The 22,864-nt window shown below is 68.5% G+C and carries 22 protein-coding genes and 1 pseudogene; 18 read left to right on the forward strand and 5 right to left on the reverse strand.

The features are described 5' to 3' along the window. The first annotated feature begins 4 nt into the window (after nucleotides 1-4). The 7 genes from HV701_RS23530 (at nucleotide 5) to HV701_RS23560 (ending at nucleotide 7,828) form a co-directional block, all read left to right on the forward strand. On the forward strand, nucleotides 5-2,356 hold the full coding sequence (locus HV701_RS23530; RefSeq protein WP_175135420.1) for a bifunctional salicylyl-CoA 5-hydroxylase/oxidoreductase: 2,352 nt from the start codon (nucleotides 5-7) through the stop codon (nucleotides 2,354-2,356). Continuing rightward, nucleotides 2,353-3,144, forward strand: a complete 792-nt coding sequence (locus HV701_RS23535; RefSeq protein WP_175135421.1) for an SDR family NAD(P)-dependent oxidoreductase — start codon at nucleotides 2,353-2,355, stop codon at nucleotides 3,142-3,144. The genes HV701_RS23530 and HV701_RS23535 overlap by 4 nt, the downstream gene beginning before the upstream one ends. A gap of 46 nt (nucleotides 3,145-3,190) precedes the next feature. Beyond that, nucleotides 3,191-4,048: an enoyl-CoA hydratase family protein gene (locus tag HV701_RS23540; RefSeq protein ID WP_175135422.1), complete on the forward strand. Its 858-nt coding sequence runs from the start codon at nucleotides 3,191-3,193 to the stop codon at nucleotides 4,046-4,048. A 2-nt stretch (nucleotides 4,049-4,050) separates the two neighbouring features. Beyond that, on the forward strand, nucleotides 4,051-5,220 hold the full coding sequence (locus HV701_RS23545) for an acyl-CoA dehydrogenase family protein (protein WP_175135440.1): 1,170 nt from the start codon (nucleotides 4,051-4,053) through the stop codon (nucleotides 5,218-5,220). 62 nt (nucleotides 5,221-5,282) lie between these two features. Continuing rightward, a complete protein-coding gene (locus tag HV701_RS23550) occupies nucleotides 5,283-6,923 on the forward strand; it encodes an AMP-binding protein (protein WP_175135423.1) in 1,641 nt (546 codons plus the stop codon). A gap of 22 nt (nucleotides 6,924-6,945) precedes the next feature. Beyond that, a complete protein-coding gene (locus HV701_RS23555; RefSeq protein WP_175135424.1) occupies nucleotides 6,946-7,371 on the forward strand; it encodes an acyl-CoA thioesterase in 426 nt (141 codons plus the stop codon). 52 nt (nucleotides 7,372-7,423) lie between these two features. Continuing rightward, a complete protein-coding gene (locus tag HV701_RS23560) occupies nucleotides 7,424-7,828 on the forward strand; it encodes a RidA family protein (RefSeq protein ID WP_006388562.1) in 405 nt (134 codons plus the stop codon). Between the two features lie 473 nt (nucleotides 7,829-8,301). Here the strand turns inward: HV701_RS23560 and HV701_RS23565 are convergent, their stop codons facing one another. Then, nucleotides 8,302-9,288 (reverse strand): AraC family transcriptional regulator, encoded by a 987-nt coding sequence (locus HV701_RS23565; RefSeq protein WP_175135425.1) that lies wholly within the window; start codon nucleotides 9,286-9,288, stop codon nucleotides 8,302-8,304. Between the two features lie 262 nt (nucleotides 9,289-9,550). Between HV701_RS23565 and HV701_RS23570 the strand changes: the two genes are divergently transcribed. From HV701_RS23570 to HV701_RS23595, 6 genes are read left to right on the forward strand one after another with little or no spacing between them, the layout of a single operon-like run. Beyond that, complete coding sequence (locus tag HV701_RS23570) at nucleotides 9,551-10,738, forward strand: ABC transporter substrate-binding protein (protein WP_175135426.1); 1,188 nt, start codon at nucleotides 9,551-9,553, stop codon at nucleotides 10,736-10,738. Between the two features lie 31 nt (nucleotides 10,739-10,769). After that, nucleotides 10,770-12,014 (forward strand): dienelactone hydrolase family protein, encoded by a 1,245-nt coding sequence (locus tag HV701_RS23575; RefSeq protein WP_175135427.1) that lies wholly within the window; start codon nucleotides 10,770-10,772, stop codon nucleotides 12,012-12,014. Between the two features lie 9 nt (nucleotides 12,015-12,023). Continuing rightward, nucleotides 12,024-13,367, forward strand: a complete 1,344-nt coding sequence (locus HV701_RS23580; RefSeq protein WP_175135428.1) for an aromatic ring-hydroxylating dioxygenase subunit alpha — start codon at nucleotides 12,024-12,026, stop codon at nucleotides 13,365-13,367. After that, the gene (locus HV701_RS23585; protein WP_175135429.1) at nucleotides 13,358-13,891 is read left to right on the forward strand and encodes an aromatic-ring-hydroxylating dioxygenase subunit beta; all 534 of its coding nucleotides are present in this window, start codon (nucleotides 13,358-13,360) and stop codon (nucleotides 13,889-13,891) included. Before HV701_RS23580 ends, HV701_RS23585 begins: the two co-directional genes overlap by 10 nt. Next, nucleotides 13,888-14,499, forward strand: a complete 612-nt coding sequence (locus HV701_RS23590) for a cysteine hydrolase family protein (RefSeq protein WP_175135430.1) — start codon at nucleotides 13,888-13,890, stop codon at nucleotides 14,497-14,499. Before HV701_RS23585 ends, HV701_RS23590 begins: the two co-directional genes overlap by 4 nt. A 14-nt stretch (nucleotides 14,500-14,513) precedes the next feature. Next, on the forward strand, nucleotides 14,514-15,320 hold the full coding sequence (locus HV701_RS23595; RefSeq protein ID WP_175135431.1) for an SDR family oxidoreductase: 807 nt from the start codon (nucleotides 14,514-14,516) through the stop codon (nucleotides 15,318-15,320). A 72-nt stretch (nucleotides 15,321-15,392) separates the two neighbouring features. Here HV701_RS23595 and HV701_RS23600 read toward each other — a convergent pair whose 3' ends face one another. Then, on the reverse strand, nucleotides 15,393-17,168 hold the full coding sequence (locus tag HV701_RS23600; RefSeq protein WP_175135432.1) for a DUF342 domain-containing protein: 1,776 nt from the start codon (nucleotides 17,166-17,168) through the stop codon (nucleotides 15,393-15,395). Between the two features lie 330 nt (nucleotides 17,169-17,498). Here HV701_RS23600 and HV701_RS23605 point away from each other — a divergent pair, with 330 nt between their 5' ends. Then, nucleotides 17,499-18,242, forward strand: a complete 744-nt coding sequence (locus tag HV701_RS23605; RefSeq protein WP_175135433.1) for a lytic transglycosylase domain-containing protein — start codon at nucleotides 17,499-17,501, stop codon at nucleotides 18,240-18,242. A gap of 75 nt (nucleotides 18,243-18,317) precedes the next feature. Here HV701_RS23605 and hemL read toward each other — a convergent pair whose 3' ends face one another. From hemL to HV701_RS23620, 3 genes are read right to left on the reverse strand one after another with little or no spacing between them, the layout of a single operon-like run. Then, on the reverse strand, nucleotides 18,318-19,595 hold the full coding sequence (gene hemL, locus HV701_RS23610) for a glutamate-1-semialdehyde 2,1-aminomutase (protein ID WP_175135434.1): 1,278 nt from the start codon (nucleotides 19,593-19,595) through the stop codon (nucleotides 18,318-18,320). Between the two features lie 5 nt (nucleotides 19,596-19,600). Further along, entirely contained in the window at nucleotides 19,601-20,266 is a 666-nt protein-coding gene (thiE, locus tag HV701_RS23615; RefSeq protein ID WP_175135435.1) for a thiamine phosphate synthase, read from the reverse strand. Further along, entirely contained in the window at nucleotides 20,263-21,072 is an 810-nt protein-coding gene (locus HV701_RS23620; RefSeq protein ID WP_175135436.1) for a hydroxymethylpyrimidine/phosphomethylpyrimidine kinase, read from the reverse strand. The genes thiE and HV701_RS23620 overlap by 4 nt, the downstream gene beginning before the upstream one ends. A 156-nt stretch (nucleotides 21,073-21,228) precedes the next feature. On the opposite strand from HV701_RS23620, the gene HV701_RS23625 reads away from it, so the two are divergent. The 4 genes and pseudogenes from HV701_RS23625 to HV701_RS26875 all read left to right on the forward strand — a co-directional run. Then, complete coding sequence (locus HV701_RS23625) at nucleotides 21,229-21,393, forward strand: rubredoxin (protein ID WP_003814980.1); 165 nt, start codon at nucleotides 21,229-21,231, stop codon at nucleotides 21,391-21,393. A gap of 126 nt (nucleotides 21,394-21,519) precedes the next feature. Next, nucleotides 21,520-22,107 carry a YqgE/AlgH family protein gene (locus HV701_RS23630; RefSeq protein ID WP_175135437.1) on the forward strand — a complete coding sequence of 196 codons (588 nt, stop codon included), beginning with the start codon at nucleotides 21,520-21,522 and terminating at the stop codon, nucleotides 22,105-22,107. After that, nucleotides 22,100-22,501: a Holliday junction resolvase RuvX gene (ruvX, locus tag HV701_RS23635; protein WP_175135438.1), complete on the forward strand. Its 402-nt coding sequence runs from the start codon at nucleotides 22,100-22,102 to the stop codon at nucleotides 22,499-22,501. The genes HV701_RS23630 and ruvX overlap by 8 nt, the downstream gene beginning before the upstream one ends. A gap of 19 nt (nucleotides 22,502-22,520) precedes the next feature. After that, a pseudogene (locus tag HV701_RS26875) lies at nucleotides 22,521-22,864 on the forward strand (aspartate carbamoyltransferase); the annotation flags it as partial.

Raw genomic sequence — 22,864 nt, forward strand, 5'->3', positions numbered from 1 at the left:
GGCAATGAAAATCGTATGCATTGGTGGTGGCCCCGCCGGCCTGTATTTCGGTCTGCTCATGAAGTTGCAGGACCCGGCCAACGAAGTCACCGTGATCGAGCGCAACCGACCCTATGACACCTTCGGCTGGGGCGTGGTGTTTTCGGATGCCACCATGCAGAATCTGCGCGAAGCCGATCCGGTTTCCGCCCAGACCATCGGCGATGCCTTCAACCACTGGGACGACATCGACATCCACTTCAAGGGCCGCAGCCTCCGCAGCGGCGGCCACGGCTTCATCGGCATCGGCCGCAAGAAGCTGCTCAACATCCTGCAGGCGCGCTGCGAAGATGTCGGCGTCAAGCTGGTGTTCGAGAACTTCGTGCAGGACGACCAGGCCATCGCCCGCGAATACGACGCCGATCTGGTCATTGCCTCGGACGGCATCAACAGCCAGATCCGCACCCGCTACGCCGACACCTTCCATCCCGATATCGACCAGCGCCGCTGCCGCTTCGTCTGGCTCGGCACCAAGAAGACCTTCGACGCCTTTACCTTCGCCTTCGTGCAGACCGAGCACGGCTGGTTCCAGGCGCATGCCTACCGCTACGAAGACGGCATGTCGACCTTCATCGTCGAGACGCCCGAAGAGACCTGGCAGGCCGCCGGCATCGAGCAGATGAGCCAGGAAGACGGCATCGCCTATTGCGAGAAGCTGTTCGCGCCGTGGCTCGACGGCAACCCGCTGGTCAGCAATGCCTCGCACCTGCGTGGCTCGGCCATCTGGATCCGCTTCCCGCGCGTCATCTGCAACACCTGGGTGCACTGGAACTCGCTGGACACGCCGCGCGGCAAGCGCGCCGTGCCGGTGGTGCTGATGGGCGACGCGGCGCACACCGCGCACTTCTCCATCGGCTCGGGCACCAAGCTGGCGCTGGAAGACGCGATCGAGCTGGCGCGCTGCCTGAGCGGCGCCGAAGGCAGCGTCGAACGCGGCCTGAAGCACTACGAGGAAGTGCGCAGCGTCGAGGTACTGAAGATCCAGAACGCCGCCCGCAACTCCACCGAGTGGTTCGAGAACGTGGCGCGCTACGCCGAACTCGAACCCGAGCAGTTCGCCTATTCCCTGCTGACCCGCTCGCAGCGCATCTCGCACGAAAACCTGCGGCTGCGCGATCCGGCCTGGCTGGAAGGCTTCGAGCGCTGGATCGCCGAGCATGCCGGCGCGCCGGCGCCGGCCGGCCAGCGGCCCGCGCTGCCGATGCTGACGCCGTACCGGGCGCGCGGCGTGACGCTGAAGAACCGCATCATGGTGTCGCCGATGGCCATGTATTCCTGCATCGACGGCGTGCCGGGCGATTTCCACCTGGTCCACCTGGGCGCGCGCGCCATGGGCGGCGCCGGGCTGGTGATGGTGGAAATGACCTGCGTTTCGCCCGATGGCCGCATCACCCCGGGGTGCCCGGGCCTGTGGAATGACGCGCAGCAACAGGCCTTTGCCCGCATCGTCGGTTTCGTGCATGGCAACAGCGACGCCCGCATCGGCGTGCAGCTGGGCCACGCCGGCCGCAAGGGTTCGACCCAATTGGGCTGGCAGAAGATCGATCACCCGCTGGCCGAAGGCAACTGGCCGCTGCTGTCGGCCTCGGCGCTGCCGTACATCGAGGGCGTGTCACAGACGCCGCGCGCCATGACGCGCGCCGACATGGACGACGTGCGCGACAACTTCGTGGCCGCCGCGCGCCGCGCCCAGGCCGCCGGTTTCGATTGGCTCGAACTGCACTGCGCCCACGGCTATCTGCTGTCCAGCTTCATCTCGCCGCTGACCAACCACCGCGACGACGAATACGGCGGCAGCCTGGAGAACCGCTTGCGCTTCCCGCTGGAAGTGTTCCGCGCGGTGCGCGCCGTCTGGCCCGAGGACAAGCCGATGTCGGTGCGGATCTCGGCCAGCGACTGGGTCGAGGGCGGCATCACCCCCGATGATGCCGTCGAGATCGCGCGCCACTTCAAGGCCGCCGGGGCCGACATGATCGACTGCTCGTCGGGCCAGGTCAGCAAGGAAGAAAAGCCGGTCTACGGCCGCATGTTCCAGACCCCGTTCGCCGACCGCGTGCGCAACGAGGCCGGCATCCCCACCATCGCGGTGGGGGCGATCTTCGAGGCCGACCACGCCAACGCCATCATCGCCTCGGGCCGCGCCGACCTGTGCGCGCTGGCCCGTCCCCATCTGGCGGATGCCTCCTGGACGCTGCGCGAAGCGGCCCGCGTGGGCTATCGCGATGTGGCCTGGCCGAGCCAGTACTTCGCCGGCAAGCGCCAGCTGGAAACCAATTTCGAGCGCGCCGCCGCCATGGCGCAACTGGATATCAAATGAGCGCTTCCTCCCTTCCCCTGGCGGGGCGCCACGCGCTGGTGACGGGCGGCGCCCGCGGCATCGGCCTGGCCAGCGCCCGCGCGCTGCTGGCGCGCGGCGCCCGCGTTACGCTGCTGGGCCGCGACGGCGGCGCGCTGGACGCGGCGGTCGACAGTCTGGCCAGCCTGGGCCAGGTGCAGGCGGTCAGCGCCGACATCGCCGATGAGGCTTCGGTGCGCCAGGCCTTCGTCCAGGCCGAGGCCGAGCTCGGCCCGGTGCTGGTGCTGGTGAACAACGCCGGCCAGGCGGTCAGCCAGCGCTTCGACCGCACCGACGCCGCGCTGTGGCAGTCGATGCTGGCGGTCAACCTGACCGGCACCTTCCACTGCATCCAGGCGGCCTTGCCTGGCATGCTGGCGGCCCGGTGGGGCCGCGTCATCAACGTGGCCAGCACCGCCGGCCTGATCGGCTACGCCTACGTCAGCGCCTACTGCGCGGCCAAGCACGGCGTGATCGGCCTGACCCGCTCGCTGGCGCTGGAAACGGCGCAGAAGGGCGTCACCATCAACGCCGTCTGCCCGGGCTATACCGAGACCGACATCGTGCGCGGCGCGGTCACCAATATCGTCGAGAAGACCGGCATGACGCCGCAAGCCGCCCGCGCCAAGCTGGCCGAGCGCAATCCGCAGGGCCGCCTGGTGCAGCCCGAAGAAGTGGCCGAAACGGTCGCCTGGCTGGCGCTGCCGGCCTCGTCGTCCATCAATGGCCAGGCCATCGCCGTCGACGGCGGCGAAGTGATGACCGGCTGAGCCGGCACGTCCCCACTCCATCCCACGATTCCACCACGGAGACAGCATGAGCACGCAGCCCGAAGAGCACACCATGAAGCACCACAAGCGCCCGCTGGCCGGCTACCAGGCGCGGACGTTCCTGTGGCAGGTGTCGGCCGACGGCAAGGTCGCCACCATCACGCTCAACCGCCCCGAGCGCAAGAACCCGCTGACCTTCGATTCCTACGCCGAACTGCGCGACCTGTTCCGCGCGCTGGTGTACGCGACCGACATCAAGGTGGTGGTGGTGGCCGGCGCCGGCGGCAACTTCTGCTCGGGCGGCGACGTGCATGAAATCATCGGCCCGCTGACGAAGATGAGCATGCCCGAGCTGCTGGACTTCACCCGCATGACGGGCGACCTGGTCAAGGCCATGCGCGCCTGCCCGCAGCCCATCGTGGCGGCCGTGGACGGCGTTTGCGCCGGCGCCGGCGCGATGGTGGCGCTGGCCGCCGACATGCGCCTGGGCACGCCGGCCGCGCGCACCGCCTTCCTGTTCACGCGGGTGGGCCTGGCGGGCGCCGACATGGGCGCGTGCACGCTGCTGCCGCGCATGATCGGCCAGGGGCGCGCCTCCGAGCTGCTGTACACCGGCCGCGCCATGACCGCCGAGGAAGGCGCCAGCTGGGGCTTTTTCAACGCCCTGCACGCATCGGATGCGCTGATGGACGTGGCGGCCAAGCTGGCCGCGCAGCTGGCCGCGGGCCCGACCTTCGCCCACGGCGTAACCAAGAAGCTGCTGCACCAGGAATGGAACATGGGCGTGGATGAGGCCATCGAAGCCGAAGCCGAGGCGCAGGCCATCTGCATGCAGACGCGCGACTTCCACCGCGCCTACGAGGCGTTCGTCGCCAAGCAAAAACCCGTCTTCGAGGGGAACTGATGATGCGCGACGCAAGCTGGCTGGATTGGCCCTTTTTCGACGACGCCCATCGCAAGCTGGCGCACGAGGTGGACGGTTGGTGCGAAGGCGCCCTGGGGGACGTCGATCACCACGATGCCGACGCCGCCTGCCGCAAGCTGGTCAAGGCCATGGGCCAGGCCGGCTGGCTGCGCTACGCGGTCGCCGGCGGTCCCGGCGGCGCCTGGGGCGGGGCGCTGCCCGAAGTCGACTCGCGCTCGGTCTGCGTCCTGCGCGAAACTTTCGCGCGCCACGAGGGCCTGGCGGATTTCGCCTTCGCCATGCAGGGCCTGGGCAGCGGCGCGATCTCGCTGATGGGGTCGGACGCGCTGCGCCAACGCTACCTGCCGCGGGTGGCGGCCGGCGAGGCCATCGCGGCCTTCGCGCTGTCGGAACCGGATGCCGGCTCGGACGTGGCCGCGCTGGCCTGCGAGGCGCGGCGGGACGGCGACCACTACGTGCTCAACGGCGCCAAGACCTGGATTTCCAACGGCGGCATCGCCGACTTCTATTGCGTGTTCGCGCGCACCGGCGAGGCGCCGGGCGCGCGCGGTATCAGCGCCTTCGTGGTGGATGCCGACACGCCGGGGTTCGAGGTCTCGGAGCGCATCGAACTGATCGCGCCGCATCCGCTGGCCACCATCACCTTCGACAACTGCCGCATCCCGGTGGCGCAGCGGCTGGGCGAGGCGGGACAGGGGTTCAAGCTGGCCATGATGACGCTGGACATCTTCCGCGCCTCGGTGGCGGCCGCCGCGCTGGGCTTTGCCCGCCGCGCGCTGGACGAAGGGCTGGCGCGCGCCAAGTCGCGCCGCATGTTCGGCCAGACGCTGGCCGATCTGCAACTGACGCAGGCCGCGCTCGGCGACATGGCCACGGCCATCGACGCCTCGGCGCTGCTGACCTACCGCGCCGCGTGGATGCGCGACGTGCAGAAACAACGCACCACGCGCGAGGCGGCCATGGCCAAGATGACGGCCACCGAATCGGCGCAGAGCGTGATCGACCGCGCGCTGCAGATGTTCGGCGGCGCCGGCGTGGTCTCGGGGATGCCGGTGGAGAAGCTTTACAGGGAAATCAGAGCGCTGCGTATCTACGAAGGCGCCACGGAAGTGCAGAAGTTGATCATCGCCCGCGAGTTGCTGAAAGCCTGAGCGAGCCATCGAGCTTGCGCTTTCGGCACTGTCAACCACATCGCAGCAGCAAGGGGAATTGCATGGAAGTATCCGCCCACATCGACACCTTCACCCGGGACAATCTGCCCCCGGGCGAACAATGGCCAGAATTCCTGCTGGACGGCCCGGACGTGGCCTACCCAAAACGTTTCAATTGCGCCGTCGAACTGGTGGACGCCATGGTCGGGCGCGGCCATGGCGAGCGCATCGCGTTGCGCTGGGCGCAGGATGGCAAGCCGGCCAGCATGACCTACCGCGAGCTGGCCGCGCTGACCAACCGCATCGCCCGCGTGCTGGTCGAGGACATGAAGCTGGTGCCGGGCAACCGGCTGCTGCTGCGCGGCCCCAACAACCCGATGATGGCCGCTTCGTGGCTGGCCGCCATCAAGGCCGGCCTGGTGACGGTGCCAACCATGCCGCTGCTGCGCGCCAAGGAGCTCAAGCAGATCATCGACAAGGCGCAGATCCAGGCGGTGCTGTGCGATATCCGCCTGAAGGACGAGGCGCAGTTCTGCGCCCAGCCGGATCATGAGCAGCATTGTCCGGGCCTGGCGCAGATTGTGTATTTCAACGATACGGCGCCCGATGCGCTGGACACGCTGGCCGCCGCCAAGCCGGACGACTTCGCCGCCTGCGATACCGCCGCCGACGACGTCTGCCTGATCGCGTTCACCAGCGGCACCACGGGCGCGCCCAAGGGCTGCATGCACTTCCATCGCGACGTGCTGGCGATGTGCGATCTGTTTCCCAAGCATGTCATCAAGCCGGGGCCGGACGATATCTTTTGCGGCACGCCGCCGCTGGCGTTCACTTTCGGGCTGGGCGGGCTGCTGTGCTTCCCGCTGCGGGTCGGCGCCAGCACGGTGCTGGCCGAGCGCCTGACGCCGGAGAGCCTGTTGCAGCTGATCCAGGATTTCCGCGCCACCATTGTCTTCACCGCGCCCACGTTCTACCGCCAGATGGCGGCGCTGGTGGGCAAGTTCGACCTGTCCTCGCTCAAGAAGAGCGTGTCGGCCGGCGAGGCGCTGCCCGATGCGACCCGGCAGTTGTGGAAGCAGGCCAGCGGCATCGAGATGATCGACGGCATTGGCGGCACGGAGATGATCCACGTGTTCGTGTCGAGCCCACCCGAGTCGGTGCGCCGCGGCGCCATCGGCCGGGTGGTGCCGGGTTATATCGCCCAGATCGTGGACGACGAGATGAACCCGGTGCCCAATGGCACGGTGGGCCGCCTGGCGATCAAGGGGCCGACCGGCTGCCGCTACCTGGCCGACGAGCGCCAGCGGCGCTTCGTGCAGAAGGGCTGGAACCTGCCGGGCGACACCTTCGTGCAGGACGACGACGGCTATCTGTTCTACCAGGCGCGCAACGACGACATGATCGTCTCGGCCGGCTACAACATCGCCGGCCCTGAGGTCGAGGACGCGCTGCTGCGCCACGAGGCGGTGGCCGAATGCGGCGTGGTCGGCGCGCCCGACGAGGAGCGCGGCCAGCTGGTCAAGGCCTTCGTGGTGCTCAAGCCGGGTTTTGCGCCCAGCGAGGCGCTGGTGGCGGCGTTGCAGCAGTTCGTCAAGGCCAGCATCGCACCTTACAAATATCCCCGCGCCATCGAGTTCGTATCGGCGCTGCCGCGCACCGAGACGGGCAAGCTGCAGCGTTTCGCGTTGCGCAAGATGGCGTGATTTTTTGCATCAAGGAAATTCCATGGCAGCACCTTTCATCAGCCAGGTCGAAGTCCGCTTCCGTCATTGCGATCCGGCGGGCATCGTTTTCTATCCTCGCTACTTCGAGATGATCAATGACTTTGTCGAGGAATGGTTCGACAAGGGCATGGGGTTGCCATTCCACGCGCTGCATGTGGAGCGCCACATCGGCACGCCGATGGCGTCGGTGACGTGCGATTTCAGTGCGCCGAGCCGCTGGCATGAGAGGCTGCGCCAGACGCTGCAGGTGCAGCGCATCGGCGGCGCGTCGTTCAAGGCGCTGGTGCGGTTCGAGGGGCCGGACGGGCAGTTGCGGTTGTCGGCGACGCTGACGATCGTGACGGTGGATCTGCGCACGATGAAGTCGATGCCGTTGCCGGCGGATCTGCGCGAGCGCATGCAGGATTATCTGGTCGCCGCCGAGTGAGTGCGGTGGTGGTCACCCTGGTGTTTGTTTTTTGATAATAGGATGAGACGTTATGAAGATTCTGCAACCGCCGGATTGGATGGCGCCGAGGGGCTATTCGAATGGGATCCTGACCGAGATGACGGTGGGGAGCAAGCTGGTGTTCGTGGGCGGGCAGGTGGGCTGGAACGGGCAGCAACAGTTCGAGTCGGATGACCTGGCCGATCAGGTTCGGCAGACGTTGGCGAATATCGTGGCGATTCTTGCCGAAGGCGGAGCCAGGCCTGAGCATATCGTGCGGATGACGTGGTATGTGACGGACAAGGATGCCTATGTGGCGGCGTATCCGGAGATCGGCAAGCACTATCGTGAATTGATCGGGCGGCATTTTCCGGCGATGACGGCGGTGGAGGTGGCGGATCTGGTTGAGGATCGGGCCAAGGTGGAGATTGAAGTGACGGCTGTTGTGCCGGCTTGAGTGCGGGGCCTGCCTGGCGTGTGATGCGCGCTGGGTTGGGTTCTTGAGCCGCGGGTGACGGGGCAGGCGGGGGATGGCGGGGCTACGATTGCGGTCCGGAGCCTTCGCTCCGGACTGCCCCGTTGTCATCCTCGTCCGCCTTCGGCTCCCTACGGATTCCCTCGGGCGCATCTACACGCCCCGCCATCCCCCGCCTGCCCCGTCACCCGCTCACGATGAGAATTAATGGCGGATGCCGGGAAGGGCGCGTTTCTTGGCGTTCTTGGCGGCGGTAATTCTTGTTCAGAGCGGCTTGCGGGGCCCGCTTCAAGGCGGCCGCGCGGGCGGCCTTTTGACGCTTACGTGGTGTCTTGCGGGGGGCGGATGACGCTGCGCGCTTGCGGGGGTCGCGTTATCACGTATGTGTTGATTTAACTACGTTAGTAGTTATGTGCCCGTGGCTGCGGGTTTGGCGCATGGCGCCAGGTGGCTGGCTATTTGCCAGCTTGGAAAGTTTCGCGGGGGAGTTCGCCGAAGCGGTCGCGGTAGTACTCGGAGAATCTGCCCAGGTGGCTGATGCCGACGGAGACGGCCACCTCGGTCACGCTTTCGCAGGCGCCTTGTTGCAGCTTTTCGCGGGCGGCATCCAGCCGCAGGACGCGCAGCGCCTGCATGGGGGTGGTTTCGCGGTGTTGCTGGAACAGGCGCGTGAGCGCGCTGGGGCTGGCGCCGGCGCCGCGGGCGATGTCGGTGAGGGTCAGCGGGGCGGCCAGGTGGGCGCGCATGTAGGCTTCGGCCTGGGCGATGCGGCGCGGCAGGGCGGGGGCCAGGCCGGCGTGGCGTTGCCAGGTGTTGGGCTGGTTGTAGAGCAGGTGCAGGACCAGTGTGTCTTCCAGGTGTTCGAGCCAGGCGGCCGGGGGCCTTGGGGCGCCGTCGTCCAGGGTGGGCAGCAGGTGGATCAGGCTGGTCATCATGCTGCGCCAGGCGGCGCCCACGGGGGTGTCCAGGCGCAGGGCGGGGCTGAAGTCCAGGGGGCGGGCGGCGGCGTCGCCGAAGACGCGGTGACCGATGGCTTCGAGTTTGCCGCGCGGGATCTTCAGCAGCAGTTGTTCGCAGCCGGCTTCCCAGTGCAGCTTCAGGGCGCGGTTGGGGGCGATGACGGCGGCGCAGTCGGGATGGGCATCGACGCAGTCGGCGCCGCATTCGATGCGGGCGCGGCCGTGCAGCGGCACCTGCACCAGCATGAAGTCCTGCAGCCGGTCGGGTTCGATGTGGACTTCGGCGCCGTAGCGCAGCGTACAGACGCTCAGGGCGCCGAAGCGGGCGCGGTTCAGTTCGGCGTCGACGCGGCCGCCTTTCCAGGTCAGGCGATGGTCCTTGAGCGCCTCGGAGACGCGCTCGCGGGTTTCGGCGGGCTGGGTGGAACTGAAGACGCGTTGTTTGAGCAATGGCGCCAGCTCGATGCGGGACCAGCCGTGCATGGATGCCTCCGGGACGGGAACGCTCCCGTATCGCCGTCGAGCGTAATGCAATCGTCAAGCCTTTGGAATTAAGTGAATCCCGGATAGGCGTGGGCCGAATCGGATAGAGCGGGGCGCGCGCCGGCCCTAAGCTGGGGGTTGTTGGAAGGCGGCGCCGTGGCGCGTAAGCTGGCAGTTTTCATCGGTGGCAGGGTGTACCGACGGCAGACGGATTCTGTCAGCATTGCGCCGGCGGCGCCGGCGGCTATCTGGGGAATGTCTCATGAACGGAAAACGGTGGCGCCGCGGTGCGCTGGGGGCGTTGGTGGCGGCGGCCTGTATGGCGGTGGCGACGGGCGCGGCGGCGGCGGACAGGATCAAGGTGGGCCTGCTGACCACGCTGTCCGGGCCGGGCGCGGCGCTGGGCAATGAGATCCGCGACGGCTTCAATCTCGCGCTGCAACATACCGGCGGCAAGCTGGGCGGGCTGCCGGCCGAGGTGGTGGTGGCCGATGATCAGCAGAAGGCCGACGCCGGGCGTCAGGCGGTCGAGCGGCTGCTCAAGCGCGACAAGGTCGATGTCATGACCGGCATCGTGTTCTCCAATGTGCTGCTGCCGGTGATGCCGGCCATCCTGCAGTCGGGCACGATCTATCTCAGCACCAATACCGGACCCGAGAACTATGCGGGCGCCGGCTGCAACCCGAATTTCTTCGCGGTGGCCTGGCAAAACGAGGACATCCCGGCGGCCATGGGCAAGTACGCCGCCGGCCAGGGCTTCAAGCGGGTGGCGCTGATCGCGCCGGACTATCCAGGCGGGCGCGAGTCGCTCAATGGCTTCAAGCGCCTGTACAAGGGCGGGCTGTCCGAGGAGATCTACACCCAGTTGGGCCAGCTCGATTATGGCGTGGAGATCACGCGCCTGCGCGCCAGCAAGCCGGACGCCGTGTTCTTCTTCCTGCCGGGCGGCATGGGCGTGAATTTCATCAAGCAGTTCAACGGCGCCGGCCTGGGCAAGGACATCGCGCTGCTGGCGCCGGGCTTTTCGGGCGACGAGGACACCATCGCCGCGGTGGGCGCGCCGATCGAGGGCCTGCACAATTCTTCGCAGTGGGCCGCCGACCTGGACAACCCCGCCAACCGCAAGTTCGTCGAGGATTTCAAGAAGGCCTACAACCGCACCCCCACGCTCTATGCCTCGCAGGGTTACGACGCGGCCATGCTGCTGGACAGCGCGGTCCGGCAGACCGGCGGCAAGCTGGGCGCCGACGCGTTGCGGCCGGCGCTGCGCCGCGCCGATTTCAAGTCGGTGCGCGGCGATTTCAAGTTCAATCGCAACCAGTATCCGATCCAGAACTACTACCTGCGCACCATCGTCAAGGGCGCGGACGGCAAGCTGGCCAACAAGCTGTCGGGCACGCTGCTGACGCAATATCACGATCCGTTCGCCGCCGCTTGCCAGATGAAGTAGGCCGGGCGACGCAAGCATCAAGGAGAGACGCATGACCGCAACCATCACGACGCGCGAGGTGACCGTCGCCTCGCACGACGGCAAGTCCTTTGGCGCCTACCTGGCCGTGCCCGTCTCGGGCCACGGGCCGGGGCTGGTGCTGTGCCAGGAGATCTTCGGCATCAACGATTTCATGCGCCGCGCCGCGCAGGCGTTGGCCGAGGAAGGCTATGTGGTGCTGGCGCCGGACCTGTTCTGGCGCCAGCAACCCGGCATCCAGCTGACCGACGGACCAGCCGACATGCCGCGGGCCTTCGAGCTGTACCAGCGTTTCGATGTCGATCTGGGCGTCAAGGATGTCGCCTCGACCCTGGCGGCGCTGCGGGCGCTGCCCGAGCAGGAAGGCGGCGCCGGCGTGCTGGGTTACTGCCTGGGCGGCAAGCTGGCCTACCTGGCCGCCTGCCGCACCGATGCCGACGTGGCCATCGGCTATTACGGCGTGGGCATCGAGGACAGCCTGGACGAGGCCGCCAACCTGCGCGGCCGGCTGGTGCTGCACATTGCCGAGCAGGACGGCTTCTGCCCGCCGCCGGCGCGCCAGCGAATTCTGGAGGCGCTGGGCGGCAAGCCGAACGTCGAGCTGTACGTCTATCCGGGCATGGACCATGCTTTTGCCCGCACCGGCGGCGAGCACTACGACAAGCCGTCGGCGCTGATGGCGCACCAGCGCAGCATGGCCGCGCTGCAACGGGTGATCGGCCCGCAGTTCGATTATTCGTATCTGTGGGACAAGCACTGCGAGTACGAATTCGGCACCCGCGACGTGGCCGCGACCATGGCCACGATGGTGGCCGAGCCCTACGTCAACCACATCCCCACCATGACGGGCGGCGTCGGCTATCGCGAGCTGTCGCGCTTCTACCAGCACCACTTCGTCAACAGCAATCCGCCGGACACGAAGCTGGTGCCGTTGTCGCGCACTGTGGGCGCGACGCAGATTGTCGACGAGCTGCTGTTCTGCTTCACCCACACCACCGAGATCGACTGGCTGCTGCCTGGCATCGCGCCCACCGGCAAGTACGTCGAGATCCCGCTGGTGGCCATCGTCAAGTTCCGCGGCGACAAGCTCTGCCACGAGCATATCTATTGGGACCAGGCCAGCGTGCTGGTGCAGATCGGCGTGCTCGATCCCAAGGGCCTGCCGGTGGCGGGCCGCGAGACCGCGCAGAAGCTGCTCGACGAAACCCTGCCCTCGAATACCTTGATGGCGCGCTGGAAAGACAGCGAGAACAAGTAGGAGACCGCCATGCCGTATAGCGATCAACAATTGGGCGAGATGGTGCGCGGCGACAGTGTGCACCGCGCCCTGTACACCGATCCGGCGATTTTCGAGCTGGAGATGCAGCGCATCTACGGCCGCGCCTGGGTCTACGTCGGCCACGAAAGCCAGGTGCCCAGGACCGGCGACTATCACACCACGCGTCTGGGCGACCAGGACGTGCTGATGGTGCGCGCCAGCGACGGCCGCGTGCACGTGCTGTACAACCGCTGCCCGCACAAGGGCGCGAAGGTGGTGGCGGACGGCGACGGCTGTGTCGGCAAGTTTTTCCGCTGCCCCTATCACGCCTGGACCTTCAAGCTGGATGGGAGCCATCTTGGGGTGCCGCTCAAGCAGGGGCTGGAAGGCACTTCGTACGATCCCACCGATCCGACCTTTTCGATGCGCCGCCTGCCGCGCGTCGAAAGCTATCGTGGCTTCGTCTTCGCCAGTCAGGCGCGCGACGGCCAGGGCCTGGCGGAATTCCTGGGCGGCGTGCGCTCGTCGATCGACAACCTCTGCGACCGCTCGCCGGTGGGCGAGGTGGAAGTGGCCGGCGGCATCTTCCGCGTGATGCAGCGCTCGAACTGGAAGGTGTTCTACGAGAATCTGCACGACACCATGCACGCCCGCGTGACGCACGAATCGTCCTTTGCCGCCGCCCGCGACGAGGCCAAGGAGATCGGCGAGATGCCGTTCGAGCTGCACATCATGGACGGCAACGGCGAACCCTACGAGTTCTGGGAAAAGCTGGAGCTGCGCGCCTACGACAACGGCCACGGCTACATGGAAGGCATCTTCAACCCGGGCGCGGCCGAACGCGATCCGGTGTCGCGCGCCCACTTCGAGTCGCTGACCGCGGCCTATGGCGCCGAGCGCGCCCGCGAGATCCTGGGCATGAACCGCCACAATACCGTTATCTACGGCAGCGGTTCGCCGCATACGGTGTTCCAGCAGTTTCGCGTGATCCGCCCGATCGCCGTCGACCGCACCCTGATCGAGATCCAGACCTTCCGCTGCAAGGGCGCGCCCGAGGGCGTGTTCAAGCGCGCCATGCTGTACGCCAACGTGATCAATTCGCCGTCGTCCAACGTCATGCCGGACGATATCGAACTCTACAACCGCTGCCAGGAAGGCAACGCCACCCGGGGCGGCGAGTGGGTCAGCATGCACCGTTACCACGGCACCGACCGCCGCGACGCCGACGGCATGGTGTCGGTCAACGGCACCAGCGAGTTGCCGATGCGCAACCAGTTTCGCGCCTGGAAGAACTACATGGAGGCCGGTCCCGTGGCGCCCGCCCACGGCCAAGGAGAAGGCGCATGCTGCTAGACCTGGAATTCGACGTATCCACCGCCAACCTGGCGCCGGCCGACGTGCCGGCCGAGGCCTACCACCGCATCGCCCAGTTCCTGTACCGCGAGGCGCGGCTGCTGGACGAGCGCCGCTACGACGACTGGCAGTCGCTGTGGACCGACGACGGCATGTACTGGATGCCGCGCGAGCCGGGCCAGGCCAGCCCTTACGACCATATCTCGTTGTTCTGGGAGGACCGCATGCTGCGCGACGTGCGCATCCGCCGGCTGCAGCATCCGCGCAATTGGTCGCAGCAGCCGCCCACGCGCAGCGCGCGGCTGGTGGGCGGGGTGCAGGTCGAGGGCGTGGATGCCGGCGGCAACCTGGTGGTGCACTCGGCATTCCAGATGACCGAGTGGCGCAAGCGCCAGCCGCGCCAATTGGCCGGCCGCTATACCCACAAACTGGCGGCCGCCGGCGACAGCTGGCGTATCCGCATGAAGCGCGTCGACCTGGTCAACTGCGATGATGCGCACGACGTGTTCGAGGTGTTTGTGTGAGCGCGAGCGATACCGCGGTGCTGGCGCTGCACTACCAGAACGACGTGCTGCATCCCGCCGGCAAGATCCGCGTCGGGCTGGACGCCGACGGCGAGGTGCGCCAGCGCGTGCTGCGCGGCGCCGCGGCGTTGCTCGACGGCGCGCGTGGTCATGGCCTGCCGATCGTGCATGTGCGTATCGCATTCCGTCCCGACTATGCCGACCTGCTGCCCAACTGCGCGATCTTCCGCAACGTCGCCAGCATCGGCGCGGTGGCCGAAGGCCAGTGGGGCAGCGCCTTCTACGACGGCCTGCAGCCGCTGGCGGGCAGTACGCGCGAGTTCGTGGTCAAACACACCCGGATCAGCGCCTTTTACGGCACGCCGCTGGAGGAAACCCTGCGGCTGCTGGGCGCGCGCCGGCTGGTGGTGGCCGGCGTGGCCACGCATTCGGTAGTTGAAGGCACCGTGCGCCACGCCGCCGATATCGGCTTCCATGTCATGGTGGCCGAAGACGCCTGCGCTGCGGCGGACCCGGCGGTACACGATGCCTCGCTGGCCAGCATGCGCCTGATCGCGCAGACCGGCTCGGTGGCGCAGGCGGTAAGCTGGGCGGCCACGCCTCATTGATCTAGGACCCCATCATGGATTTTTCAGGCTTTCCCGGCTTGGCCGGCAAGACCGCCATCGTCACCGGCGGCACCCAGGGACTGGGCGCGGACATCGCCCGCGGCCTGGCGGCGGCTGGCGCCAATGTGGTGCTGGTGGGGCGCAACGCCCAGGCCGGACAGGCGCTGGCCGGCGAAATCGGCGCGGCCGCGCTGTTCCAGGAAACCGACATCGGCCGCGACGAGCAGATCCGGCAATGTCTGGACGCGGCGCTGGCGCGCTTCGGCCGGGTCGACATCCTGGTGAACAACGCCTGCCAGTACAACGATCGCGGGCTGGCCTCCAGCCGCGAGGAATGGCACGCCACGCTCGACACCAACCTGGTGTCGGCCGCCATTTTCACGCAGATGGCGGCGCCGCTGCTGCCGCGCGGCGGGGTGGTGGTCAACCTGGGCAGCACCGGCGGCAAGTTCGGCGCCGCGGGGCGGGCGCTGTATCCGGCGTCCAAGGCGGCGTTGCTGCAGATCACCAAGAACTTCGCGGTGGAACTGGCGCCGGCCGGCGTGCGCGTGCTGGCGGTGTCGCCGGCCTGGACCTGGTCGCCCTCGGTCGAGCAACTGGCGGGCGGCTCGCGCGCCGCGGCCGACGCGGTGGGCGCGCACTTCCATCCGCTGGGCCGGGTCGGCTCGGGCGAAGAGATCGCGGCGGCGGTGTGTTTCGCCTGCTCGGATGCGGCCTCGTGGATGACAGGCGTGGATATCCCGGTGGACGGCGGCTTCTCGATCCTGGGGCCGGATCGCGGGATTTCCCCGCGCGCCTGGTTCAAGCAGCTGGCGCCCTGAGCCCCTCGCCGGTCGGGGCGAGGGCGGCGCGGCGCGCAGCGTGCAAAGATACCGGCGGCAGGCCGGCGCGCGTCAGCGGATGACGATCTCGCCTTCTTCCAGGCCGGCCTTGCCGCCGACCTGATCCTCCATGAATTCCTGCATGCGGTTGCCCACCTGGATCCGGGTGCCGCCACAGAAGCGCCGCGCGGCGATGATGGTGGCGGTATGCAGCGGCTGCAGATCGCGGATCAGCTGGGCCTCTTCCTCGTCCAGCTCGATCAGGTCGCGGCCCAACTTGGTGTGGGTATTGCGGGCGCGGTCGACCACGTCGCCAGCGGCGCGTCCCGGGTTGGCCTGCAGGAACAGCAGCAACTGCTCCAGCTTGGCCTTTTCCTCGTTCATTTTCAGGCGTTTGCGTGTCAGCGCCGAGCGCTTGATGTCGGCGTGCGGATCCAGTCCGGCCTGCACCAGCGTGGGCACGCCCGCCGGTGACCCGATGGTGCCCGCGCGCACCGATTGCAGCGCGCGGGTCTGGCCGCCGGTGATCGCGGTCTGCTGGGCGCTGGGCGGGCCGACATTGACGCTGCCGCCGGCCGCGATGCTGCTCTGGCGGATCTCGCGCTCGACCTCGACGTTCTGGCCGGCGCTGATGATGGCGTTGGTGATGAAGCGGGCACGCACTTCGCCGCCACAGACGATGTGGGCGGTGCGCGCGGCCGCGTTGGCGCCGCCGCTGGCGTCCGACATGGCCTCGGCCATGCCGATGATGCCGCCCTTGACCGTGACGTTGCCGCCGGCCTCGACCAGCGCGGCTTCCATGGTGCCGTTGACGACCACGTCGCCCGTCACCCGCACTTCCATGGTGGCGCTGATGTCGCCGCGCACCTGCAGCGAGCCCTGGAAGTTGATGTTGCCGGTGGACAGGTCGACCGCGTCCACCTCGACCACCGGATTGACCTGCGCGCCCTGGTGGATCAGCTTGGGCGAGCCGGCGATGGCGGCGCGCAGCAGGTTGGGATCCTCGGGGTCGATTTCGACGCCGGACATTTCGGCGTTGAACGGCGTGTCCGGCAGTTCTTCCGGCAGCACCGGCTGGCCCAGCACGTTGCGGCCATCGATGCCGGGCAGCGGCGGAATGCGGCGCATCAGCGGCATGCCGGGCGTCACCAGCAGCAGACTGCCCAGGTCGCGGTAGTCTATCTGCGCCAGGTCATCCAATTCCTGGGCGCGCGGCTTGAGGCGATCCAGCAGGCTCTCGAAGCGGGTGGGGGTGCCGCGCGTGGGCGGCGTGCCCTGCGCGATCAGCACGGTTTGCGGGCCGCCGCGTTCGACGGCCTCGGCCAGTTCCTGTTCCAGCACGCCGTGGATGATGCCCTGGTCGGCGATGGCCTGGCGCAGTGCCGCCAGGCTCACCGGCTTGCCGCCTTTAGGCGGGTGCAGCGTGACCAGGGCCGACATGCAGGTGGCGTCCACTTCCAGGTCGAATGAGCCGTCGACCAGCTTGCCCACCGGAACCTGTACCCTTTCGGTGGCCTGGCGGGCCAGATCGATGAAGGCGATGACGGCGTGGTTATCCAACGCCTCGGTCGACCAGCCTTGGGCGCTGGCCAGGGCGGCCAGGGCGTCCCAGCTCGGCAGGGCGGCAGGCGGCGTGGCGTCGGGGGCATCCTGGGACGCGACATCCTGGGCCGTGCCGTCGTGGACGGTGCTGTCTTGGGCCGCGGCGTCCTGCGGCGCGGCATCGCCGGCCGGGGCATCCCCGGGCGTGCCGGCGGCGCTGTCCGGCACGGATGGCGGCGTGTATATCGCCGTCAGGACGTTGGTATTGGCATCCAGCACCAGCTGGAGCGTGTTGTCTGCGCCCATCTCCGCCTCCCGCCCGGCGGCTTTTCGCCGGGGTTCATTCATTTAGTAATTAAACGAAATATTGCGACATATGTTAACCCAGGAAGCGGGGGCTACTGCGCAGTAATCGTCCTGGAACGGGCACAAATGGTCTAGATGCGGCCCTTATTTCAGACCGATTGCCCCCCTCGGCGGGGCGCGTGGCCGCGATCGCGCCTCCCGCCCTGGCTGCCATTCGCCCTGGGGATGAACAAGCTCTAGGCCATCGGCAGGAGCGACAAAGCGCGCGCGGCGGCTCAGCATAGGTGTCCGATGTCATCTCCCCTTTGCTGCCGCCGGAGCGTCGACGCCATGTCCCGATCCCTTTCTTTCCTGTCGTCCCTGCCGCGCCGCGGGCGCGCGGCCACGGCCGGCCTGGCCATCGTCACCCTGGTGGCCGCCGCGGCGGTCCTGGCGCCGGCGGGCAGCGCCCGCGCCGACGAGATTTACCGCTACCGCGATCCGTTCGGCGTCTGGCGCGCCATGAAAGTGCCCAACGGCTATGCCAAGTACTACAAGCGCGCCCAGGCCCGCGTCGCCGTGCGCGGCAACCGCGTCAAGGTCTGTCTGGAATGCGAGCCGCGCGCCGGCGACGGCGCCAGCCTGCTGGGGGTGCGCCAGCGCGCCGCGCGCTGGGGGCCGACGCCGCCGCCCACGGCGCACGACGAACTGATCGCGCAGGCGGCCAGGGATTCGGGGGTGGACCGGGCGCTGATTACCGCGGTCATCGCGGTGGAGTCCGGCTTTCGCAGCGATGCGCGCTCGCCCAAGGGGGCGCTGGGCTTGATGCAGCTGATGCCGGCCACGGCAGCCACGCTGCTGGTGTCGGACGACATCGAAAGGGCGCTGGTCGATCCCGCCACCAACGTGAAGGCGGGGTCGAACCTGCTGCGCCGCCTGATCGACCAGTATCCCGGTCGGCTGGACCTGGCGCTGGCGGCATACAACGCGGGCGAGGGCGCGGTGCGTAAGTACGACGCGGTTCCGCCCTACGCCGAGACGCAGCAGTACGTGCGCGACGTCACCGCGCTGTATCGGCAGTACAAGACCCCCTAGTACAACGGCCCGTGGCGGATGCCGGCGGGCCGTCGGGTAGCAAGGGGCGGGCGCGGGCCGCGCCCGGCGTGCCGGTCAGAGGGTTGCGAACACTTTCGCGGCGATATCCAGCGTGGCCTGGATCACGGCGTCGTCATGGGTGGCCGAGACGAAGCCGGCCTCGAACGCCGACGGCGCGAAATGCACGCCGTGGTCCAGCATGGCATGGAAGAAGCGGTTGAAGCGCGCGGTGTCGCAGGCCGAGACCTCGGCGAAGGTGGCCGGCACCTTGTCGCTGAAATAGATGCCGAACATGCCGCCCACCGAGTCGGCCGAGAACGGCAGGCCGGCGGCGCGGGCGCGCTCCTGCAGGCCCTGGGCCAGCTTGGCGGTCTGCGCCGTCAGCTTGTCGTAGAAGCCGGGCGCGGCGATCAGGCGCAGCGTGGCCAGGCCGGCGGCCACGGCCACCGGATTGCCCGACAGCGTGCCCGCCTGGTAGACGCCGCCCAGCGGCGCGATGTGCTTCATGATCTCGGCGCTGCCGCCGAAGGCGCCCACCGGCATGCCGCCGCCGATCACCTTGGCCAGCGTGGTCAGGTCGGGCTTGACGCCCGACAGGCCCTGCACCCCCTGCGGGCCGACGCGGAAACCGGTCATGACCTCGTCGAAGATCAGCAGCGCGCCATGCTGCGTGCAGACCTCGCGCAGCCCTTCCAGAAAGCCGGCGGCCGGCTTGATCAGGTTCATGTTGCCGGCGATCGGCTCGACGATGATGCAGGCGATGTCGGCGCCGTGCTGGGCGAAGGCCGCGCGCACCGCGTCCAGGTTGTTGTATTCCAGGGTCAGCGTGTGCGAGACGAATTCGGGCGGCACGCCGGCCGAGCTGGGGTTGCCGAAGGTCAGCAGGCCCGAGCCGGCCTTGACCAGCAAGCTGTCGGAATGGCCGTGGTAGCAGCCCTCGAACTTGACGATCTTGTTGCGGCCGGTGGCGCCGCGCGCCAGGCGGATGGCGGTCATGGTGGCCTCGGTGCCGGAGCTGACCAGGCGCACCTGTTCCAGCGACGGCAGGCGCGCGATCAGCACTTCGGCCAGCTCGATCTCGGCCTCGGTGGGGGCGCCGAACGACAGGCCGTTGACGGCCGCTTCCTGTACCGCGCGCACCACTTCCGGATGGGAGTGGCCCAGGATGGCCGGGCCCCACGAACCGACGTAGTCGATGTACTGCTTGTCTTCCGCGTCCCAGACGTAAGGACCCTGCGCGCGCTTGATGAAGCGCGGCGTGCCGCCCACGGAGCGGAAGGCGCGCACGGGCGAGTTGACGCCGCCGGGGATGCTGCGGCAGGCGCGTTCGAAAAGCTGGGCGTTACGGGACATGGCGGTCAGGGCTTCTGGTTGCGGTTGATGGAGTAGGGCGCGGCGCAGGCCGCGGCGGCGGCGCGGATGGCGGGCGCCTCGAACAGGCCGGTGATGACGGCGACCGAATCGGCGCCGGCGGCGGCCACCAGCGCGGCGTTGTCGGGCGTGATGCCGCCGATGGCGACCACGGCCGGACGCGGCGCGTCGCGCTCCTCGACCAGCGCGCGGGCCTCGGTCAGCACCGACAGCGGCGCGCGCACGGTGTCCGGCTTGACGCGCGAGAGGAACATGGCGCCGAAGGCGATGTAGTCGGCCCCGGCGTCGAGCAGCTCGCGGGCGCGGGCCAGGTCATCGTAGCTGGAACCGCCCAGGATCAGGTCGGGGCCGGCTTCGGCGCGGATGCGCGCCAGGCTGTCGTCGTCGCGGCCGACGTGGGCGCCGTCGGCGCCGACTTCGAGCGCCAGGCGCCAGTCGTCATTGATCAGGAACACCACGCCCAGTTCGCGGCACAGCGGCGCCAGGGCGCGCGCCTGTTCGGCGCGCACGGCGTCGGGCACATCCTTGCGGCGCAGTTGCAGCGCGCGCATGCCGCCCTCGGCGGCCTGGCGCACCGCGCGCATCAGGCGCTCGGTGTCGTCCCATTCGGGGGTGACGCCGTACAGGCCGGTGGGAAAACGCAGGGCTTTCATTGCGGTTGGATCCGGTTGGGAATGCGCCGGCCCATGCCCGGCAGGAAGCTGGCGGCGACCGCGGCGTCGGCGTGGGCCAGGCCCTGGCGCACCGCCTCGGGCATCTCCAGGCCACGCGCCAGCTGGGCGGTGATGGCGGTGGCGGCCAGGCCGCCGGCATCGCCATTGCGGTCGGGCGGCGCCTGCCAGGGCAGCGTGGTGGTCTGGCCATTGGGGCCGAGCAGCACGTTGGCGTAATGGCCGGGCCGCTGCGGGCTGCCCAGCACCAGCACCCATTCGGCGCCGGCCGCGACCAGCGCATGCATCGGCGAAGGTGCGTCCCCGATATCGATGTCGCCGTCGGCGTGCCATTGGGCCAGGCGCAGATGTTCGACGACCAGCAGGTCGGTCTGCGGCAGCACCAGTTCGAGCACGGCGGCCAGCAGATCGTCGGCCTCGTCCTCGTCGGCGGCGTCAGCCGGCACCTGGGCGCGCTGGCCCAGGTGCAGCACCAGCGGCACCTGGCTGTAATCGGCGGCCACCTGCGCGGCCACGCTTGCCGTTTCCGCGGTGTATAGTCCGCCCACCTTGATCGCCTGCACCGACATGTCCTCGAGCAGGCAGCGGGCCTGGTCGTCCAGCAGGTCGGGCGACACGGGATGGATTTCTTCGATGCCGGCGGTATCCTGCACCGTCAGCGCCGTGACGGCCGCCAGGCCATGACAGCCCAGGCGGGCACAGGTGACGGCATCCGCGGGCAAGCCGTCGGCGCCCGAGGGGTCGAGCGGGCCGAAGACCAAAACGAGAGGGGGAGTAACGGGGGCCACGTGGACAGCGCTAGAGTAAGGGTACCCGGACTCATTTTGCGGAGAATCAGGGGAACCCCTATTGGGTTTCGGTAAGATTGTCCCCATTCTAATGGATGCCTCCCGCCTTTGCCCTGTAGCGGGGACGACGGCAGGGAATTGATGTAAGAGAGAACTATGCGTACTTGGATGTGTCTGATTTGCGGCTGGGTCTACGACGAAGAGGCTGGCCTGCCCGACGAAGGTATTGCGCCCGGCACGCGCTGGGAAGATGTGCCGCCGAACTGGGTCTGTCCCGAATGCGGTGCCCGCAAAGAGGACTTCGAACTGATGGAAATCTGAACCCGCAGCGCCGACGTATTCCGCCAAGGCTTGCAACGAGGGGCGGCCATGTCCGCTCCGCGCTTCCGACGGGCCACGCCATGGTGGCGGCCCCCGGCTTATCAGACTACCCACAGAGGGGTTGCCATGACGGAAAAACACCACGAAGAGGCCAGCACGCAGGCCGCCAACTTCGCCAACCAGTTCCTGATCGCCATGCCGGGCATGGTCGAAGGCAGTCTGGCCGGCTCGGTCATCTATGTTTGCGAACACAGCGAGCGCGGCGCCCTGGGCCTGGTCATCAACCGGCCCACCGACCTGACGCTCGGCACCCTGTTCGAACGCATCGACCTGGCGCTCGAAATCGGGCCGGTCAAGGACACCCTGGTGTTCTTCGGCGGCCCGGTACAGACCGACCGCGGTTTCGTGCTGCACGCGCCCGCCGGCGACTACAGCTCCAGCATCAAGCTGGGCGAAATGGCCCTGACCACCTCGCGCGACGTGTTGCAGGCCGTGGCCGACGGCAACGGCCCGGCCCGCATGCTGGTCACGCTGGGCTATGCCGGCTGGGGCGCCGGCCAGCTCGAAAGCGAGATGGGCCAGAACGCCTGGCTGTCGGTCGGCGCCGATGACCACATCATCTTCGACGTGCCTCCCGAGGAACGCTATCCGGCCGCGCTCAAGCTGCTGGGCATCGATCCGGTGATGCTGGCCGGCGACGCGGGCCATGCCTGAAGAAACCCTGCTGGCCTTCGACTTCGGCGAAAAGAAAATCGGCGTGGCCATCGGCAATACGCTGACGCGCCACGCGCGGCCGCTGGAGATCATCTTCAGTGAAGTGCGCGACGTGCGTTTCGCGCGCATCGAGGCCTTGCTGGGCGAATGGCAGCCGCACCGCGTGGTGGTCGGCCTGGCGCTCGCCAGCGACGGCGGCGAACAGCCCGCCACCGCGCGCTGCCGCCGTTTTGCCAACCAGCTGCATGGCCGCTTCGGCGTCGCCGTCGAACTGGTCGACGAACGCGGCTCCAGCGTGCAGGCGCAGCAGTTGCTGGGCACCCACGCGGCCGACGACGCCATGGCGGCGGCCGTCATCCTGCAACGCTACCTGGACAAGCCGCCGGCGCCCTGACGCCGGCGCTGGCCCGCCCATGCTCAATCCGCAACTCGACCGCCACGGTGAACTGATTCATCTGCTGACCACGGAAGGGTTGCCGCGCCGTCATGTCGAGCGGCTGCTGGATGCGGCGGCGGCCGGTGCCGCCGCCGCATCCACCGCACCTGCCGCCGACCTGCCGTTGTTCCTCAGCCTGCCCGCCGCCGACACTGGCTTGCGCCAGGACTTCGAGGCTGCCGCCGTGCGCCTGGGGCTGCGGCCCGTGGCGCTGGAGGCCAGCGCAGGCCAGGGCGCCGATGCCGGCGTCGATCGCGGCCATGGCGTGGGCGCCGGCGAGGCCGCGTCGGCGCGGGGCGGCGCGGCCTTGTCTGCCGCCAC

Origin of the sequence: Achromobacter pulmonis (assembly GCF_902859765.1) — a bacterium.
GTDB classification, from domain to species: Bacteria; Pseudomonadota; Gammaproteobacteria; order Burkholderiales; family Burkholderiaceae_B; genus Achromobacter; species Achromobacter pulmonis.

Excerpts from the sequence above, each read along its gene's own strand:
- HV701_RS23555 (WP_175135424.1), top strand. The coding sequence starts at position 6,946 with ATGGCAGCACCTTTCATCAGCCAGGTCGAAGTCCGCTTCCGTCATTGC.
- HV701_RS23570 (WP_175135426.1), top strand. The coding sequence starts at position 9,551 with ATGAACGGAAAACGGTGGCGCCGCGGTGCGCTGGGGGCGTTGGTGGCG.
- HV701_RS23595 (WP_175135431.1), top strand. The coding sequence starts at position 14,514 with ATGGATTTTTCAGGCTTTCCCGGCTTGGCCGGCAAGACCGCCATCGTC.
- HV701_RS23530 (WP_175135420.1), top strand. The coding sequence starts at position 5 with ATGAAAATCGTATGCATTGGTGGTGGCCCCGCCGGCCTGTATTTCGGT.
- HV701_RS23550 (WP_175135423.1), top strand. The coding sequence starts at position 5,283 with ATGGAAGTATCCGCCCACATCGACACCTTCACCCGGGACAATCTGCCC.
- HV701_RS23580 (WP_175135428.1), top strand. The coding sequence starts at position 12,024 with ATGCCGTATAGCGATCAACAATTGGGCGAGATGGTGCGCGGCGACAGT.
- HV701_RS23605 (WP_175135433.1), top strand. The coding sequence starts at position 17,499 with ATGTCCCGATCCCTTTCTTTCCTGTCGTCCCTGCCGCGCCGCGGGCGC.
- hemL (WP_175135434.1), bottom strand. The coding sequence starts at position 19,595 with ATGTCCCGTAACGCCCAGCTTTTCGAACGCGCCTGCCGCAGCATCCCC.
- HV701_RS23625 (WP_003814980.1), top strand. The coding sequence starts at position 21,229 with ATGCGTACTTGGATGTGTCTGATTTGCGGCTGGGTCTACGACGAAGAG.
- HV701_RS23560 (WP_006388562.1), top strand. The coding sequence starts at position 7,424 with ATGAAGATTCTGCAACCGCCGGATTGGATGGCGCCGAGGGGCTATTCG.
- thiE (WP_175135435.1), bottom strand. The coding sequence starts at position 20,266 with ATGAAAGCCCTGCGTTTTCCCACCGGCCTGTACGGCGTCACCCCCGAA.
- HV701_RS23540 (WP_175135422.1), top strand. The coding sequence starts at position 3,191 with ATGAGCACGCAGCCCGAAGAGCACACCATGAAGCACCACAAGCGCCCG.
- ruvX (WP_175135438.1), top strand. The coding sequence starts at position 22,100 with ATGCCTGAAGAAACCCTGCTGGCCTTCGACTTCGGCGAAAAGAAAATC.
- HV701_RS23585 (WP_175135429.1), top strand. The coding sequence starts at position 13,358 with ATGCTGCTAGACCTGGAATTCGACGTATCCACCGCCAACCTGGCGCCG.
- HV701_RS23565 (WP_175135425.1), bottom strand. The coding sequence starts at position 9,288 with ATGCACGGCTGGTCCCGCATCGAGCTGGCGCCATTGCTCAAACAACGC.
- HV701_RS23545 (WP_175135440.1), top strand. The coding sequence starts at position 4,051 with ATGCGCGACGCAAGCTGGCTGGATTGGCCCTTTTTCGACGACGCCCAT.
- HV701_RS23535 (WP_175135421.1), top strand. The coding sequence starts at position 2,353 with ATGAGCGCTTCCTCCCTTCCCCTGGCGGGGCGCCACGCGCTGGTGACG.
- HV701_RS23575 (WP_175135427.1), top strand. The coding sequence starts at position 10,770 with ATGACCGCAACCATCACGACGCGCGAGGTGACCGTCGCCTCGCACGAC.
- HV701_RS23630 (WP_175135437.1), top strand. The coding sequence starts at position 21,520 with ATGACGGAAAAACACCACGAAGAGGCCAGCACGCAGGCCGCCAACTTC.
- HV701_RS23600 (WP_175135432.1), bottom strand. The coding sequence starts at position 17,168 with ATGGGCGCAGACAACACGCTCCAGCTGGTGCTGGATGCCAATACCAAC.